Genomic DNA, 15,977 nt, shown 5'->3' with positions numbered 1-15,977 from the left:
ATTATGGCTGGCGCTGTTCGCATGACGGCGTCGGCCCGCCCCGCGTTACGCCACCACTGGTTTTTTCTCGGTTTTATGCTTTTATCTGTTTGATAGTTCGTACTATTTTTTCGTATTGGGTGTCTTCCCCACAGCGATCGCTTCCCCGCCTGCGTGCTCATTATCACAAAGTAATAACAAAACATGACCTGCCACTCAAAATTAAAATTTCATTGTTTATATAAATGAAATATTCGATCTAAATTGATTGTGGTGAATATATCATCAACCGAGCCCGGCCCCTGACAACTGGCCGCCTCGTTTTTCCCTGAACGGCAGGTTACTGGAGTCTTTTATGACTAAAGAACAATATCTCACCCTTAACAGAGCATCAGGGCCTAACAGCGACGCGCCGACGTCGCCGTTTGTCAAAGTGATTGCGCTAATCGCCACGCTCGGCGGTCTGCTCTTTGGTTACGACACTGGCGTTATCTCCGGCGCGCTGCTGTTTATGGGCAGCGAACTGCACCTCACCCCGCTTACCACCGGTCTTGTCACCAGCTCTCTGCTTTTTGGCGCCGCCTTTGGCGCGCTGCTGGCGGGCCATATGGCGAACGCCGCGGGACGAAAGAAAATCATCATTTATCTGGCGGTCATTTTCGCTATTGGCGCGGTGGGTACCGCGATGGCGCCGGACGTGTCGTGGATGATTTTCTTTCGCCTGGTGCTCGGCGTGGCCGTGGGGGGCGCGGCGGCAACGGTGCCGGTTTATATCGCGGAGATCGCGCCTGCCAACAAGCGCGGCCAGCTGGTAACCCTCCAGGAGTTGATGATCGTCTCCGGGCAATTACTGGCCTATATCTCTAACGCCTCCTTCCACGAGCTGTGGGGCGGCGAGTCGACCTGGCGCTGGATGCTGGCCGTCGCGACGCTGCCCGCCGTGTTGCTGTGGTTCGGGATGATGTTTATGCCCGATACGCCGCGCTGGTACGCCATGAAAGGGCGTCTTGCCGAAGCGCGTCGCGTGCTGGACCGTACCCGTCGCCCGGAGGATGTCGACTGGGAAATGATGGAGATTGAAGAGACGCTCGAAGCCCAGCGCGCGCAGGGCAAGCCGCGTCTGCGCGAATTGCTGACGCCGTGGCTGTTTAAACTCTTCCTGATAGGCATCGGCATCGCCGTTATTCAGCAGTTAACCGGCGTGAACACCATTATGTATTACGCGCCGACGGTACTGACGGCGGTCGGGATGTCCGATAACGCCGCGCTGGTGGCGACCGTCGCCAACGGCGTGGTGTCGGTGCTGATGACGTTTGTCGGCATCTGGATGCTCGGTAAAATCGGGCGGCGCGCCATGACCATGATTGGCCAGTTCGGCTGTACCGCGTGTCTGGTGTTTATTGGCGCTGTCAGTTATCTGCTGCCGGAAACCGTTAACGGCCAGCCGGACGCGCTGCGCGGCTATATGGTGCTGGCGGGAATGCTGATGTTTCTGTGCTTCCAGCAGGGCGCGCTCTCGCCGGTGACCTGGCTGCTGCTCTCGGAGATTTTCCCCACCCGCCTGCGCGGCATCTTTATGGGCGGCGCGGTGTTCGCAATGTGGATAGCCAACTTCCTGATCTCGCTCTTCTTCCCGATCCTGCTCGCCTGGGTCGGGCTCTCCGGTACGTTCTTTATCTTCGCGGCGATCGGCATCCTGGGCGCGACGTTTGTCATCAAATGCGTGCCGGAAACCCGCAACCGCAGCCTGGAACAGATTGAGCACTACCTGCATGACTGGCTGGATAATAGCCCTGAGGGCCAGCGCCGCGCTCGCGAGCGCCGGGCGTGTCGGGCGCAGATGGATAACGCGCGGTCATAACGGGCGCGCGACGCAGAGGGAAGCCGCCGGGCTTCCCTTTTTTTGGCCGCTTATTGTTATATTTCTGTAACAAATATTCCGTAGCCTCACGTGCATAAAAACTATTCCCCTTCAAAACGACATCCCGAAAGGAAACCGCGATGGGCAGACCGTTAAAAACCTTATTCAAACGTGAGCATAGTGAAGAGATCAGCAACCGCAGCGACAACTGCGCGTTTTCGCAGGTGGCAGAAGTCTATTTGTCGCGCCGTCGCCTGTTGCAGGCGGGCGCGGTTGCAGGCGCTGCGGCAGCGTTCCCGTTTCTGCTGAAGCCGGAAAACGCGCTGGCGAAAGCGGTTGCAAACGCCAGCGGCAACCTCGGCAAAGCCACTGCGCTGGGCTTCACCAGTCTGCCGGTTTCCACAGAAGATACCGTTATCGTGCCGGAAGGCTACATTGCGAAGCCCTTCTATAAGTGGGGCGACGCCACCGGGCTTGCGGGCAACCTGCCGGTTTTCAAAACCGACGGCAGCAACACGACGCAAGAGCAGGCGGCGCAGGCCGGGATGCACCACGACGGCATGGCGTGGTTTAGCCTGCCGCAGGGCGGGCACAGCGCCGATCACGGTCTGCTCGCTATGAACCATGAATACATCGACAACGGCCTGCTGTTTAAAGACGGCGAAGCCAACTGGAGCCCTGATAAAGCGCTCAAAGGCCAGAACGCGATGGGCGTGTCGGTTATCGAAGTGAAAAAAGGCCAGCAGGGCTGGGAAGTGGTGCGCCCGTCCACCTTCGCCCGCCGCATCACGGCTAACACGCCGATGAAAATCACTGGCCCGGCGCTGCACAATAAACTGATGCAGACCGCCGCTGACCCGAAAGGCGAAACCATTCTCGGCACCATGCAGAACTGCGCCAACGGTTTTACGCCATGGGGCACTTACCTGACGTGCGAAGAGAACTGGTCCGATATTTTCGTCAAGAAAGCGGAAATGAACCCGCTTGAGAAGCGCTACGGCATCAGCGACAGCGACGACTCCTACCGCTGGAATGAAGTCGACAAACGCTTCAGCGTCGACGCCACGCCGAACGAACCGAACCGTTTCGGCTGGGTGGTGGAAATCGACCCTTACGATCCGCAGTCGGTGCCGCGCAAGCACACCGCGCTTGGCCGCATCAAGCATGAAGGCGCCGCCGTCACCATCGCGCCGGATAACCGCGTTGTGGTTTATATGGGCGACGACCAGAAATTCGAATACATCTATAAATTCGTCTCGGAAGGCAAATACAACCCGCAGGATCGCAAAGCCAATATGGGCCTGCTGGAAAAAGGCACGCTGTACGTGGCGAAATTCCACGACGACGGCAAAGGCGAGTGGCTGCCGCTGGTGTTCGGCCAGAACGGGCTCGACGCCAGTAAAGGCTTTGAAAACCAGGGCGATCTGCTGGTGAAAACCCGCCTTGCGGCAGATGCCGTGGGCGCGACCAAAATGGACCGCCCGGAGTGGATTGCCGTTGATCCGTATCATAGCGGCAGCGTCTACTGCACGCTCACCAACAACAGCGATCGCGGCAAGGAAGGCAAAGCGCCGGTGGATGCGGCTAACCCGCGCGCCAAAAACGTTTACGGCCACATCATGCACTGGCTGGAGCAGAACGGCGATCCGACCGCGCAGCAGTTCGCGTGGGATATTCTGGTGATGGGCGGTCGCACCGATACCGACAAACCGGAAGCCAAAGGCAGCATGAAGGGCGCGGAATTCGGCAGCGCCGATGGCCTGAGCTTCGATCATCGCGGCGTGCTCTGGATCCAGACCGACGTGTCGTCCTCGACCATCAACCGCAAAGATTATGAAGGCATGGGCAATAACCAGATGGTGGCGACGATCCCTGGCACCAACGAGTTCCGCCGCTTCCTGACCGGGCCGCGCGGCTGTGAAATCACCGGCATCGCGTTCACGCCGGATAACCGCACGCTGTTTATCAATATTCAGCATCCGGGCGAGCCGGGCGAAGGGCTGAGCGACCCGCAAAACCCGACGGCGGTCTCTACCTGGCCTGACGGCGACAAAGCGGGCCGCCCGCGCTCCTCGACCGTGGTGATCGTCAAGGCCGACGGCGGCATGATCGGCACCTGACAGTAAACCATTCAGAAAACAACGCAGGCGCAGTCAGCCTGCGTTTTTTTATGGGCCGTGGCAGGCTAAATCATGGGCTTGAGCCATGTGGAGGCTGGTCAATCTGCATACGCTGGTGCGGTTTAGAATCATCTGTTATATAACATTCTCTTTTATTCATGTTCACCTTCAGGCCTTTCGGTATATTCCTCCAGGATAAGACCTAAAGTCGGAACGTCTGCGCGCGGCGCACCCTGTTTTTTGCGGCAGTGCGCCGCTGAAGGAAAGTAAAACCTTATGATAGTTTTAAGGAACATCTCAAAGCTGTTTCATCAGGGTAAGGACACCATTACGGCCGTGGATGACGTCAACCTTGACGTCGAGCGCGGACAAATCTACGGCATCATTGGCTACAGCGGCGCGGGGAAAAGTACCCTGATTCGCCTGTTAAACGGCCTCGAAAAACCGACGTCCGGCACGGTGACCATCGCCGGCAAAGAGATTTCGGCCGCGCGCGGCGAATCGCTGCGCCAGGCGCGCCTGAAAATCAGCATGGTGTTCCAGCATTTCAACCTGCTCTGGTCGCGCACCGTCAGTGAAAACATCGCCTTTTCGATGCAAATCGCCGGCGTGCCGAAAGCGGAAATTAAAACCCGCGTGGCGGAGCTTATCGACCTTGTCGGCCTGAAGGGGCGCGAAAATGCGTATCCGTCGCGCCTTTCCGGCGGGCAAAAGCAGCGTGTCGGCATCGCCCGCGCGCTGGCGAACCGCCCGGACGTGCTGCTGTGCGACGAAGCCACCTCGGCGCTCGACCCGCAAACGACCGATCAGATCCTCGATCTGCTCCAGGACATTAACCGCCGCTTCGGGCTCACCATTGTGCTTATCACCCATGAGATGCACGTGGTGCGTAAAATCTGCGATCGCGTGGCGGTCATGGAAGAGGGGCGCGTGGTGGAAGAGGGCGACGTGTTGCAGGTCTTTACGCACCCGCAGCAGCCGATCACCCGCCAGTTTGTGCGCCAGATTAGCCAGGAAGAGGGCGATGAGGCGTTCGACCCCGCGCTTGCGGGCGAGCTTAACGGCGCCGTTATCAAACTGACTTTCGTCGGGCACAGCACCCACAAGCCAGTGGTGGGCGAACTGACGCTGCGCTACGGCCTGCCTTTTAATATTCTGCACGGCAAAATGACCCAGACCGCCCACGGCGTGTTTGGCCAGCTCTGGCTGCACGTGGTGGCGACGCCGGAACAGCTTGAGAATATCCTCGCCGATTTACGCCTGCATGAGATCCACTGCGAGGTTATCAAACATGCTTGAGTCACTTTTCCCTCATCTGAAGCTCGACCAGCTGCTGGCCGCCACCCAGGAGACGCTCTACATGACCGCGCTCTCCGGCGTCGCCACCTTTGTGCTCGGCATCGTGCTCGGCCTGGCGCTGTTTTTGACGGCGCGCGGCGGGCTGTTTGAAAACCGTCTGGTCTACGGCGTTATCTCCATCGTGGTGAACGTGTTCCGTTCCATCCCGTTTATCATTTTGATTGTGCTGCTGATCCCGTTTACCAAAACGATTATTGGCACCATTCTCGGGGCTAACGCCGCGCTGCCCGCGCTGATTGTTGGGGCCGCGCCGTTCTATGCGCGTCTGGTGGAGATTGGCCTGCGCGAAGTCGATAAAGGCGTGATTGAAGCCACCCGTTCAATGGGCGCACGCATGAGCACGCTGATTTTCCGGGTTCTGCTGCCGGAGTCATCCCCCGCGCTGGTGTCGGGTATCACCGTCACCCTTATTGCGCTGGTCAGCTACAGCGCGATGGCCGGGGTGATTGGCGCGGGCGGGTTAGGGAACCTTGCTTATCTGGAAGGATTCCAGCGTAACCACAACGACGTCACGCTGGTGGCGACGGTCGCTATACTGGTGATTGTCTTCATCATTCAGTTCATCGGTGACGCCTTAACCTCTTATTTAGATAAACGCTAACAACAACAGAGAACACACATCATGAAAAGAGTACTGACGCTGATTGCCGCCGCCACCCTGAGCGTTTCCGCCTGGGCCGACACCCTGACCGTGGGCGCGTCCAACGTGCCGCACGCGGAAATTCTTGAGCAGGCGAAGCCGATCCTGGCGAAGCAGGGTATCGATCTGGAAATCCGCCCGTTCCAGGATTACATCCTGCCGAACACGGCGCTGGCAAGCCGCGATATCGACGCGAACTACTTCCAGCACATCCCGTATCTGAACAGCGTGCTGAAAGATCACGCCGACGATAAAACCTATGATTTCGTCAGCGCCGGTGCTATCCATATCGAGCCAATCGGCATCTATTCTAAAAAGTACAAATCGCTCAAAGATCTGCCGGAAGGCGGCAAAGTCATTATGCGTGACGCCGTGGCGGAAGAGGGCCGTATTCTCTCTATCTTCGAGCGCGAAGGCGTTATCAAGCTGAAACCGGGCGTGAATAAAGTCGATGCGCGCATCAGCGATATCGTGGAAAACCCGAAAAAACTGAAGTTCATGCCGAACGTGGAAGGCTCTCTGCTGCCGCAAATGTATAACAACGACGAAGGCGACGCGGTGGTGATCAACGCCAACTACGCCATCGACGCGGGCCTCGACCCGGTGAAAGATCCGATCGCGGTGGAGAGCGGCGAAAATAACCCGTACGCCAACATCATTACCGTGCATAAGGGCGACGAGAAGAAAAAAGATATCGTGGCGCTGGTGAACGTGCTGCACTCTAAACAGATTCAGGACTGGATCCGCACCAAATATAAAGGCGCGGTGATCCCGGTAAATAACTGATTTGCCATTGGTAAAAGGGGAGCTGCGGCTCCCCTTTTTTTGCCCTGCGGCGGGTTAAATCCTGTGCCCCGGATTCTCCCTGGAAAGCGCGTTGGCCGCGCAGATAAGCGACAGATGGCTTAAGCCGAGCGGCATATTGCCGCGCCAGCCGCCCGTGCGGGTGTCATACATCTCATTAAAGATTTGCACGTTGCCGCTCTGGCACAACGTGTCGAGAATCTCTTTCATATCGTGCTGCGCCTCATCGCGCTTTTTCAGCTCCGCCAGGGCCTCGACGCGCCAGAAGGCGCAGGCCACAAAGGTGCTCTCTTCCACCTCGACGCCCGAATAGCGGTAGAGCATCGGGCTGTTGTGGCCCAGTTCCTGATAAATCGCTTCAAGCGTTGAGAGCATTCGCTTGCGGTTAACCTGACTGCCGTAATAGTGGGTGAGGCTGATAGCGGCGTCGAGCGTTTCGCTCCCCGCGTAGAAGGTGTACGCCTGGCGGCTTTCGCTCCAGCAGTGCGTTTCGATCCACTCGCTGATACGGTCGCGTTCGCGCGCCCAGCGGCCTTTCCAGGTCGGTTCGATATGGCCGATTTCCGCCAGCGCCACGGCCTGATCGAGCGCCAGCCAGCAGGCCATTTTCGAGTGCGTGTAATGACGCTCCTCGGGCAACTCCCAGATGCCGGAATCGGGCAGCCGCCAGCGATCGGCGCAGCGGTTCGCCAGATGCCCGAGCAGGCGTGAAGTGGCGAGATCAAGCACATGGCCCATCTCGACAAACAGACGCGCGGTCGCTAACAGGTCGCCATACATGCTGGGCTGGAACTGATCGCGGGCGTTATTGCCGAGCCGCACCGGCTGCGTACCCTGGTAGCCTTCCATCTGCGGGTAGCGTTCCTCAGGCACCCAGCCGCCTTCGAGCGTATAGCAGGCGCGCAGTTCGCCGTCGTGGCGAATAATGGTCGAGGTGAGCCAGGAAAACGCCGCCTTACAATCCTCAATCGACCCCAGGTAGACAAACGATTTAATAATCAGGCAGGCGTCGCGCACCCACGCGTAGCGGTAGTCGTAGTTTTTCTCTTTGCCGAGCCCTTCCGGCAATGAGGTGGTGGCGGACGCCGCCAGCGCGCCGGTCGGCGCATACCAGAGGAATTTCAGCGCCAGCGCCGAGCGCTTGACGTGATGTTCAAACGGGCCGTTCCAGTGAAGATTCTCTGCCCAGTCGCGCCAGGCGCGATCGCTGGTGTCGATACGCTGGTCGATTTTCTCAAGCGGCGGTATCGCCAGCGGCTCTTTTTCGGTGGCGACCAGCGCCACCAGCGATCGCGAGCCGGGCGAGGTCGTCAGGGTGCCTGTCATTCCCATGTCGTCACAGCGTTCGGTCTCCACGTCATCGGAAAGGCGCAGGGCCACCATCAAATCATCGAGGTGAAAAAGGGTTTTCTCCTGCACGTGATCCAGCCACGGCGAACAGGTGTGAGCGCGCGTGCCGGGTTTAAAACGCACCGTCAGGCGCACGTGGCCTTTGATGCCTTCAACGCGGCGCGCCATCTCGCTCCAGGGCAGGCGTCCGGCGAAGGTGCTGTTAATGGATTCTGTAATCAGCACCTCGCCGGAGGCGGTTTTATAGCGCGTTTCCAGTACGTTGCTGTTCTCACGGTAGCTGCGCGACATCTCCCACTCTTCTTCTGGCGTCAGCGCGAAAAAGCCGCCTTCGGGCGCATCGAGAATACGGTCAAACAGCGGCGGCGAATCGAGATTCGGCACGCACCACCAGTCGATAGCGCCGTCCGGGGCGATAAGCGCCACCGAGCGGCCTTCGCCGATGGCGGCATAATCGCCGAGGCCCGCATAGCCTTGCTGACGCGCGGGAGAGCGGTAAGTCTTATTTTTCACAGGCGGGATAATCCTTTCTCTGGTCCATGCTGGCGCAACCGCCGCAAGGCTGCGGCGAAACGGTAATGCCTTAAGCGTAGACCATGAGAGCGCGGTCACAGTTTGACCGAGGGGCGGGGGAGAGATAAAAAAACGGCCCGCCGACAGGCGAGCCGTGGCTGCGCGAGGAGAGAATTAGCGCAGGTTATCCGGGAAGTTAGCCGGCAGCTCGCTTGCGGCGCAGGCTATCACGGTGTCATCGTCAGGGCCGCAGTCACGCACGAAGGTGATGGTGGCGAACTCATCGATCACTTCGGTCGGGTAAGCCGGGCCTGCTTCACGGTAGGCTTCCATCTGTTCGATATGTTCATTCTGGAAGCAGACGGTTTTCTGCGGATCGTTCATCACCCAACGCGGGAAGAAAATGGTGCCGTGGAACAGCAGGTCGCCGAGGTTAGCGATCAGGCTGACGTCAGTACCGGTCGGTTCGGTCCAGGAGATTTTATAGATGCTTTCGCCGACGCGAACGATATACACGCGCTGATCTTTCACCCAGCGGTTGCCCACGATACCGCTGTGGATACGGTAATCGATGGTGGTTTCGTTTTTTACGTAGATCTCGTAGTTCCAGCCGTTGTCATAGGTATAGACCAGATGTTTACCCACAAAACCGCTTAAATCGTGTTTGTCGAAGTTGCTCATTGTTGGCCTCCTTTGTTTCGTTGAATTAAGCATAGACCTTTATTTTTTTAATGAAAAACGCTAATTTTGCATAAAATTGATTCAAAATTTCGATGAGTTATGCATAAAACAACGCTGGAACAATGGGCTTTGCTGGACAAAGTGGTGGAAGAGGGCAGTTTTGCGCGCGCAGCGCAAAGCACGCACCGCAGCCAGTCCTCGGTGAGTTACAACCTGGGGCTGTTGCAGGAGCGGCTCGGCGTGGCGCTTCTGGAAACTCAGGGCCGCCGCGCGGTGCTGACGCCTGCGGGCGAGCTGCTGCTGGCGCAAGTGCGCCCGTTACTGAGCGCTTTTACCTGGGTCGAGGCGCATGCCGCCACGCTTCGCAACGGCGTGCGTACCCGGATTGATCTGGTGGTGGACAACATCTTTCCGCGCGAGACGCTGTTCGCTGTCCTGCGCGAATTTCAGCGCCAGCACCCTTCGACACAGGTGCAACTGACCGAGGTGCTGGAGAGCCAGAGCGACGCCATCGCCGCGCACTCCAGCGCCGATCTGCTGGTGCTCTCGCGTCGCGAAGACAGTCTGGGACGCGGCGAGTGGCTGATGAACGTAAATTTTGTGGCGGTGGCTCACCGCGATCACCCGCTGGCGCAGATGCCAGGGCCGATTGGCGAAGAGGCCCTTGGACGGTACGCCCGCATTAAGCTTGCAGGCGGTGAGACGCAAAGCCCCGGCGGCGCGCCGGAGCAGTGGGTGTTTTCAACGGTAGATGCCGCCATCGAGGCGGTAATGCATCAGGTGGGCTACGGCTGGCTGCCGGAGGCGCGCATCGCAGGGCCGCTGGCGCAGGGGCTGTTGCGCCCGCTCCCGCTCGCCCACGGCGCGCGGCGCGCCACGCCGCTGCATCTGATTGTGAAAAAAGATCTGCTGGTGCCGGACGCCGCCGTCAGTACGCTGATTGCCCTGTTTAGTCGGCTGCGCGAGGCGTAGCGGCGCGCCGGTTGCCAAGGTAAATCAGCGCCAGCGCCACGGCGAGGCACGCTACCGCGCCGAGACGGCTTAGTGAGAACGGGATCGCCGCGTTGCCGAGCCAGCCGAAATTATCGATAAGCATGCTCATGGCGAGCTGACCGAATATGACCGCCACCGTCGCGACCGCTGTGCCGATGCGCTGTACCGCAAGCACCATGACCACAATATACGGCACGCCGCACAGCGCGCCGGTAAGCTGCCACTTCGGCACGTCCAGCAGGGAGATCGCGTGCGGCGGCTCGAAGAAGAAAATCAGCAGCGCGCAGACCAGCGCGCCCACTGAGAACGTCAGAAAGGCGCAACGAAACACGCCCACTTTCGCGCCAAGCTGGCCATTAATCGCCGCCTGAATGCTCAGCAGCGCGCCGCCGATCACGGCAAGAATAATCATTAACGTTGTCATCAGTGCACCTTAGCCCCGCGCGACCAGCGCCAGCGCGGCGAGAATAAACAGCAGCGCCAGCAGGCGCAGTTTGTCCATCGGGCGGCGCTTCGCGCCGAACAGTCCGAAGTGGTCGATAATCAGGCTTTTGAAAACCTGTCCTGCCAGAATGCCTATCATGGTCATGGCAATGCCGATAACCGGCGTGGCGACGGTCAGGATCACCACATACCCCGCGCCGAGCAGGCCGCCGGTCAGTTGCCAGCCGGGCTGGGCGAAAAACGACGGGCTGTTGCGCGGGCTATAGAACAGCATCAGCAGAAAGGTGAGCGCCGCGCCGACGCCAAAAATGCTGAACGCCGCCCAGAAATCCCCGACCTCGCCGCCGAGCGGCCCCAGCAGGCCCGCCTCAACGGAAAGCCCCATCCCGCCCGCAATGACGAGCGCTATTAATAAAAGCTGCATGGTTATCCTTAATAAAACGCGAAGGTCGCGCAGTGTAGTGCAGCGCGCTGTGTTGAAAAACGCTACGATGCACGAAACACCTTTGCAGGATTGGCACAGATGATGGACCCCAGTTCAGTCAACATTCGGGCGCTACAGCTTTTTATCAGCGTTTTTGACGGGCAGAGCTTCTCGGCCGTCGCGCGCCGTGAGGGCGTTTCGGCATCAATGGTCTCCCGGGTTATCCGCCAGCTTGAAGAGGCGCTCGGGCAGCAGCTTTTCTACCGCAATACCCGTGCCGTCATCCCAACCGAAGCCGGGCGGCTGTTTGCGCAGTACGCGCGCGGCATGGCCGAACAGTTCAGCGAGGCGCGCCGCGAATTACAGGACCGGGCGCTGGAACCCTCCGGGCTGCTTCGCATCAACGCGCCGGTGTTCTTCGGCCAGCGGCATATCGCGCCGTGGCTGACCGGCCTTGCGGAGCGCTATCCGCGCCTGCAGCTGGCGCTGACCCAGACTGACGACTATGTCGACCCGCACCGCGACGCCACCGATCTTATCGTGCGCATCGGTACGCTCACCGATTCCAGCTTTCACGCCCGCGTGTTTTGCGAGCAACGCTATTACTTCGCCGCCGCGCCGCGCTATCTGGCGCGCTACGGCACGCCCACGTCGCCGGAGGATTTCCGCACGCATCAGTGTCTGGTTTACAGCGGCTCATCGGGGCCGAACCGCTGGCTGGCGCGCAGGCCGGGCGAGCCGTGGGTGCATTACCCGGTGAACGCGCGGCTCGCTTCCAACAACGCCAGCTCGCTGCTGACCGCGGCGCTTGACGGCATGGGGCTGGTGCTGTTTCCGGACTGGATGACAGGAGAGTGGCTGAAGCAGGGCAGGCTGGTGAAGGTGTTGCCGGAGTATGAGGCGGCTATCAATACCGAGGCGCAGCATATCGCGGCAATCTACCCGAACGCGCGTCACCCGCCGCTGAACGTGCGCGCGGCGATTGACTATTTTATCGAGGCGTTCGGCACGCCGGTTTACTGGCAGCGCGATTAACACGCCAAAAAGGCCGCGCGAGGCGGCCCTTTTGGCGGTCTGGCTGTGCGGCGTTACGGCAGCGCGTAGGCTATCACGTAATCGCCACGGTCAGGAGACTGGCGGGCGCCGCCGGCGGAGATAAGCACATACTGCTTGCCGGTTTTCGGCGACACATAGCTCATCGGGCCGCCCTGGCTGCCCACCGGCAGGCGCGCTTTCCACACCTCTTTACCGGTCGACGAATCAAAGGCGCGCAGGTAGTAGTCCTGCGTGCCCGCGATAAACACCAGACCGCCCTGCGTCGCCAGCGTACCGCCAAGCGTCGGCATACCGACCGGCATCGGCGCGCGCATCTTGATACCGAACGGGCCGGTATCCTGTACGGTGCCGACCGGCACCTGCCAGACGATTTTCCGGGTTTTCAGGTCGATGGCGGAAAGCGTGCCGAACGGCGGCTCCTGGCACGGAATGCCGAGCGGCGACATAAAGCGGTTTTTATTCACCGCATACGGCGTGCCTTTCAGCGGCACCGCGCCCATGCCGGTGTTAATCGCCTCGCCGCCGTTGCTGCCACGGTCGATGGCGCTGGTGTCCGCCGGGATCATCTGCACCCACAGACCAAGACGCATGTCGTTGACGAAGATGTAGTGATTATTCGGGTCGGTCGACAGGCTGCCCCAGTTCATACCGCCGAGCGAGCCGGGGAAACTCAGGGATTTATCGGTGCCGGGAACAGTAAACAGGCCGTCATAGCGCATGCCTTTAAACGCGATGCGGCAGGCGAGTTGGTCAAACGGCGTCGCGCCCCACATGTCCGATTCGGTCAGGGTCTGCGCGCCAATCTGCGGCATACCGACCGAGTGCGGCTGCGTTTTAGAGTACTGCTCGTTGGGAATGGTGCCAGGCTTCATCGGCAGCTCTTTGACTTCCGTCAGCGGCTTGCCGGTCAGGCGATCCAGCACGAAAATCTGGCCCGCTTTAGTGCCGAACACCACGGCGGGCGTGGTTTTACCGTCTTTTTGCGGAAAGTCCACCAGGCTCGGTTGCATCGGGATATCAAAGTCCCACAGATCGTTATGGACGGTCTGATACACCCATTTCTCTTTGCCGGTGGTGGCGTCCAGCGCCAGAATCGACGCGCCATATTTATGATCGAGCGGCGTGCGGTTCGCGCCCCACAGATCCACCGAGGAGCTGCCCATCGGAATGAACACGGTGTTCATTGCCGGGTCATAAGACATCGGCGCCCACGAGTTCGGGGTGCTACGCGCGTAGTGCTGGCCCGGTTGCAGGCGGGCGTTCGGATCCTCGTTACCCGGGTCAAAGGCCCAGCGCATTTCGCCGGTTATCACATCAAAGCCGCGCAGTACGCCGCCCGGCATATCGGTCTGGACGTTATCCGCCACGCGGCCGCCCACCACCACCGTCGTGCCGGCAACGGTCGGCGCGGAGGTTAGCTGGTATTTCGGGTCCTGCGCGTCGCCGAGACCCGCTTTAAGATCCACGACGCCGTGGCTGCCGAAGCCTTCGCAGAATTCGCCGTTATCGGCGTTCAGCGCAATCAGGCGCGCGTCGATGGTGTTCATCAGAATACGGCGCTGGCAGGCGGCGCCCGCCGGTAGCGAAGGCGCGGGCACCGGCGTGGCGCCCGGCACGGTCGGCTGAGCGATCGGTTGGGTGGCGTCAAAATACGCGAGGCCGCGGCAGCGGTTCCATACTTCCGCTTTAGCGTTGATTTCACGCTTCCAGATCTGCTTGCCGGTATCGGCTTCAACCGCGATCACGTTGTTATGCGGCGTGCAGAGATAGAGCGTATTGCCGATTTGCAGGGGCGTTTGCTGATCTTCCGCGCCGTTGCCGGTCGGGCTGTCAGGAATATCGCCGGTGTGGAAGGTCCAGGCGACTTTCAGATCTTTAACGTTATCGCGGTTAATCTGATCGAGCGCGACAAAACGGCTGCCGCCCGGCGTGTTGCCGTAGTTCGCCCACGCTTTTTGCGCGTTCTCTTTAGCGACCGGAACCAGCGGCAGCGGCTCGCCTTTGAAGGCGACCGTCGGGTGTGGCTGGAACATCTGTACCAGCGTCGCGACCATACCGACGGCAATCACCGCGCTCAGCGCATAAGAGAGTTTCGCGAGCGGCGCTTTGCCTTCGCGACGACGCAGGGCAGGCCAGGTGAGAAATGCCAGCAGCATCATGCCCGCAGGCACCATCAGGCGAGAGACCAGGCCCCAGAATTCCAGCCCGGTGTCATACAACGCCCAGAGAAGCGTGCCGACAAACACCAAAAGAAACAGCACCACCGCCGAGGATTTGCGGCGCAGGAACTGAATCGAAGAAAGCAGCGTGACAACGCCTGCGATAAGAAAATAGACGCTGCCGCCAAGCGAGACCAGCTTGCCGCCCCCGATAACAAAGAAGAGGCCAATAGCGAGCAGCACCAGCCCCAGTAATACAGACCAGATGGCAAGCCCCTTTGAGCCGCCGGTCTTAGTTTCCGACATAAAATAACTCTCCCGAAAAGAACGTTCCCCGCGCGAAGCGGGTACAAAAACGCTTCATAAAAAGATTATGAAGCGTAAAATTCGCACAAAATTGCCTTTCGAGTGTAACATCAGACAGCTTTGAATGGGGTTTTTAACGCCCCTGGCGAGGCGTTAACCGCACTTTTTTCAAATTGTTCAGGAAGGGTCGTCTTCTTTTTTCTCCAGCGGCAAAGAGGTGCGACCGGGGCCGGCGGAGAAGGTGTTCCAGCAGGTGACAAAGAGCGCTGCGATAAGCGGCCCGACCACGAAGCCGTTAATGCCGTACACTTCCAGCCCGCCCAGCGTCGCGAGCAGGATAAGCCAGTCGGGCATACGGATATCTTTCCCCACCAGCAGCGGACGCAGCAGGTTATCCGCAAGGCCCACCACAACGATGAAAAACGCGGTCAGCAGCACCGCTTTCACGATGGCTCCGGTGGTGAAGAGATAGATAACCGCCGGCACCCAGATAAGCGCCGTGCCGACGGCGGGCACCAGCGACAGGAACGCCATCAGCGCGCCCCACAGAATGCTCGCGCCAATGCCCGCGAAATAAAACGCCACGCCGCCAAGCACGCCCTGAACCACCGCCACCACCACCGTGCCTTTTACCGTGGCGCGCGCGACGGCGGCGAAGCGGCGAAAGAGCCGCTGTTTGACTTTATCCGAGAGCGGCAGCGCATTCAGCACCATCGACACCAGCCGCGGGCCATCCTTCAGCAGGAAAAACAGCAGATAGAGCATGATGCCGAACCCAACCACCACGCTGAACGTGTTGCGGCTGATAAGAAAAATGCTGCCCGCCACGTACTGGCTGCCCTTAAGCGCCGCGCCGGAAATTTTCTCCTGAATGGCGGTCGCGCTGTCGAGCTGGTTTTCGGCGAGCATCTGCTGCGCCCAGTCCGGCAGTATGCGCACCACATCCGCCAGCAGCACGGAAAGCGTGGTGTTATTGGCCTGCAAATCGCTGTAAACCGTGTTGAACTCTTTAACCAGCGACGAGGTGATCACCGCCAGCGGCGCGAACACCAGCAGGCAAATCAGCACGACGGTTAAGAGCGAAGCGATACTGGCGCGCCCGCCCATCGCATGACAGAGCCTGCGCTTTATTGGATAGAAGATCACAGCGAGGATCACGGCCCACAGCACGGCGGAAAGATAGGGTTTGATCAGGTTGAAAAACAGGATCGAAACGATAAACAGGATCAAAATAAAAAACGCCCTGGACATCTCTTTCGAGTTCATGATGCATCCTTATCGTCAGTCA

General features: G+C 59.5%; 13 protein-coding genes. 7 read left to right on the top strand and 6 right to left on the bottom strand.

Annotated features, from left to right (window positions below):
* Positions 1 to 334: 334 nt before the first annotated feature.
* From BJP61_RS16900 to BJP61_RS16880, 5 genes are all read left to right on the top strand, one after another.
* The gene (locus BJP61_RS16900) at positions 335 to 1,840 is read left to right on the top strand and encodes a sugar porter family MFS transporter (RefSeq protein ID WP_038864482.1); all 1,506 of its coding nucleotides are present in this window, start codon (positions 335 to 337) and stop codon (positions 1,838 to 1,840) included.
* A gap of 140 nt (positions 1,841 to 1,980) precedes the next feature.
* Positions 1,981 to 3,960: a PhoX family phosphatase gene (locus tag BJP61_RS16895; RefSeq protein ID WP_171998765.1), complete on the top strand. Its 1,980-nt coding sequence runs from the start codon at positions 1,981 to 1,983 to the stop codon at positions 3,958 to 3,960.
* A gap of 276 nt (positions 3,961 to 4,236) precedes the next feature.
* On the top strand, positions 4,237 to 5,259 hold the full coding sequence (locus BJP61_RS16890; RefSeq protein WP_038864478.1) for an ATP-binding cassette domain-containing protein: 1,023 nt from the start codon (positions 4,237 to 4,239) through the stop codon (positions 5,257 to 5,259).
* Positions 5,252 to 5,920: a methionine ABC transporter permease gene (locus tag BJP61_RS16885; protein ID WP_007720530.1), complete on the top strand. Its 669-nt coding sequence runs from the start codon at positions 5,252 to 5,254 to the stop codon at positions 5,918 to 5,920. Before BJP61_RS16890 ends, BJP61_RS16885 begins: the two co-directional genes overlap by 8 nt.
* 21 nt (positions 5,921 to 5,941) lie before the next feature.
* Positions 5,942 to 6,745 (top strand): MetQ/NlpA family ABC transporter substrate-binding protein, encoded by an 804-nt coding sequence (locus tag BJP61_RS16880; protein WP_038864476.1) that lies wholly within the window; start codon positions 5,942 to 5,944, stop codon positions 6,743 to 6,745.
* A 54-nt stretch (positions 6,746 to 6,799) separates the two neighbouring features.
* On the opposite strand, the gene BJP61_RS16875 is transcribed toward BJP61_RS16880, so the two are convergent.
* Positions 6,800 to 8,626, bottom strand: coding sequence for a glycoside hydrolase family 15 protein (locus BJP61_RS16875; protein WP_171998762.1), 1,827 nt, complete (start codon positions 8,624 to 8,626; stop codon positions 6,800 to 6,802).
* A gap of 174 nt (positions 8,627 to 8,800) precedes the next feature.
* Complete coding sequence (locus BJP61_RS16870) at positions 8,801 to 9,307, bottom strand: phenolic acid decarboxylase (protein WP_075192869.1); 507 nt, start codon at positions 9,305 to 9,307, stop codon at positions 8,801 to 8,803.
* 99 nt (positions 9,308 to 9,406) lie between these two features.
* On the opposite strand from BJP61_RS16870, the gene BJP61_RS16865 reads away from it, so the two are divergent.
* Positions 9,407 to 10,279, top strand: a complete 873-nt coding sequence (locus tag BJP61_RS16865) for a LysR family transcriptional regulator (protein ID WP_161579274.1) — start codon at positions 9,407 to 9,409, stop codon at positions 10,277 to 10,279.
* On the opposite strand, the gene BJP61_RS16860 is transcribed toward BJP61_RS16865, so the two are convergent.
* Positions 10,257 to 10,724, bottom strand: a complete 468-nt coding sequence (locus tag BJP61_RS16860; RefSeq protein WP_161580952.1) for a DMT family transporter — start codon at positions 10,722 to 10,724, stop codon at positions 10,257 to 10,259. The two genes, BJP61_RS16865 and BJP61_RS16860, sit on opposite strands and share 23 nt — an antisense overlap.
* A 9-nt stretch (positions 10,725 to 10,733) precedes the next feature.
* The gene (locus BJP61_RS16855; protein ID WP_038864457.1) at positions 10,734 to 11,168 is read right to left on the bottom strand and encodes a DMT family transporter; all 435 of its coding nucleotides are present in this window, start codon (positions 11,166 to 11,168) and stop codon (positions 10,734 to 10,736) included.
* Positions 11,169 to 11,267: 99 nt separating this feature from the next.
* On the opposite strand from BJP61_RS16855, the gene BJP61_RS16850 reads away from it, so the two are divergent.
* Complete coding sequence (locus BJP61_RS16850) at positions 11,268 to 12,203, top strand: LysR family transcriptional regulator (protein ID WP_038864455.1); 936 nt, start codon at positions 11,268 to 11,270, stop codon at positions 12,201 to 12,203.
* Between the two features lie 53 nt (positions 12,204 to 12,256).
* Here the strand turns inward: BJP61_RS16850 and BJP61_RS16845 are convergent, their stop codons facing one another.
* Positions 12,257 to 14,689, bottom strand: a complete 2,433-nt coding sequence (locus BJP61_RS16845) for a glucose/quinate/shikimate family membrane-bound PQQ-dependent dehydrogenase (RefSeq protein WP_171998760.1) — start codon at positions 14,687 to 14,689, stop codon at positions 12,257 to 12,259.
* A gap of 177 nt (positions 14,690 to 14,866) precedes the next feature.
* Positions 14,867 to 15,955: an AI-2E family transporter gene (locus BJP61_RS16840; protein WP_038864450.1), complete on the bottom strand. Its 1,089-nt coding sequence runs from the start codon at positions 15,953 to 15,955 to the stop codon at positions 14,867 to 14,869.
* Positions 15,956 to 15,977: the final 22 nt, after the last annotated feature.

The sequence above is a fragment of the Cronobacter sp. JZ38 genome (assembly GCF_008932145.1).
In the GTDB taxonomy this organism is placed as follows: Bacteria; Pseudomonadota; Gammaproteobacteria; order Enterobacterales; family Enterobacteriaceae; genus Cronobacter; species Cronobacter muytjensii.
The sequence above is the reverse complement of the archived record's forward strand: the minus strand, read 5'-3'. Positions and strand labels throughout refer to the sequence as shown.